Origin of the sequence: Ferrovibrio sp. (genome assembly GCF_029255545.1) — a bacterium.
GTDB lineage: Bacteria > Pseudomonadota > Alphaproteobacteria > Ferrovibrionales > Ferrovibrionaceae > Ferrovibrio.
This window is the reverse complement of sequence record NZ_JANLJJ010000025.1, coordinates 67,932-69,410: the sequence shown is the minus strand read 5'-3', so window position 1 is coordinate 69,410 and position 1,479 is coordinate 67,932. Positions and strand designations below refer to the sequence as shown.

Annotated in this window: 1 protein-coding gene; it reads right to left on the bottom strand. The window is 61.5% G+C overall.

The window, feature by feature from the left end:
- Positions 1 to 1,217 (bottom strand): biosynthetic-type acetolactate synthase large subunit (gene ilvB, locus Q1J79_RS04540; protein WP_300297125.1); only part of this gene is annotated, 1,217 nt, incomplete at its 3' end.
- Between the last annotated feature and the right edge of the window lie 262 nt (positions 1,218 to 1,479).

Below are 1,479 nucleotides of genomic sequence, written 5' to 3'. Positions count from 1 at the left end.
GCCGCCCACATCTGGTGCTGGCCGACCTCGGTGGTGATGAAGGTGTCGCGGTCCTTGGTCAGCTCATACAGCCGCTGGATGGCGTATTGCGGCTTGATGATCTTGTCGCCCTGATTGTATTTCAGGCAGTCGCGCGCGCGCCACTGGTCGATCTGCTGCCACCACTTGTCGAGCGCCTTTCGGTTCGGCTTGTAGCCACCCTGCTTCCAGGCGGCGATCATCTGCTCCAGCACGCGGCAGGCGTCGCCGACGATGGCGATATCGCAATGCACCGTCTTGTTGTGCGAGGACGGATCGATATCGACATGGATCTTCTTCGACCCCGGCGAGAAGGCATTCAGGCGGCCGGTGATGCGATCGTCGAAACGCGCGCCGATGGCCAACATCACGTCGCAATCATGCATGGCATGATTGGCTTCCCATGTGCCATGCATGCCCAACATGCCAAGGAACTGCTTGTCGGTGGCCGGATACCCGCCCAGGCCCATCAGCGTGTTGGTGATCGGGAAGCCGGTCAGCTTCACGAATTCGCGCAGCAACTCCGAGGCTTTCGGGCCGGCATTGATGATGCCGCCGCCGGTATAGAAGACCGGCCGCTCGGCGGCGGCCATCAGTGCGACGGCTTCCTTGATCTTGGCGTCGTCGCCATCCACGCGCGGACGGTAGGTTTTATGGCGGATATTGTCCTTGGCCGTATAGTTGCCTTGCGCCACCTGCACATCCTTGGGCAGGTCGATCACCACCGGGCCCGGGCGGCCATTGGTGGCAACATAGAAGGCCTCGTGCACCACGCGCGCCAGGTCGTCGACATTCTTCACCAGGTAATTGTGCTTGGTGCAGGGGCGGGTAATACCGGTGGTGTCGCATTCCTGGAAGGCATCGGTGCCGACCAGATGGGTGGCGACCTGGCCGGTCAGGCAGATCAGCGGAATCGAATCCAGCAGCGCGTCGGTCAGGCCGGTGACGGCATTGGTGGCGCCGGGGCCAGACGTTACGAGTACCACGCCCGGCTTGCCGGTGGAGCGGGCATAACCTTCCGCCGCGTGAACCGCGCCCTGTTCGTGGCGCACCAGGATGTGGCGGATGGCATTCTGCTTGAACAGCGCATCATAGATGGGAAGAACGGCGCCACCGGGATAGCCGAAGACGACCTCGACACCCTGGTCGATGAGGGCCTTGATCAGCATTTCAGCGCCGCTCATCTGCTCCTTTGGCATCTGAGCCTGCGCAGCCTGCGCTCCGGAAGACATGACAACATCCCTTGGGCCTTGCGGCCCCTTAGACAAAAATCGGCCGGAACACGCCGCTCCGGCCGTCGAAAAGCGCGCCAACCTAAACGGCCCCTCCGCGCACGGTCAATAGGTATTCCACAATGAATGGAAAGATTTCTGCCTCAGGGTTGAAATTTTCTTGCCCAGAAACATCATTTTCCACAACCAGGTCGGCCAGGAGCTGGTGCCGGAACCAGGTGGTCTGCCG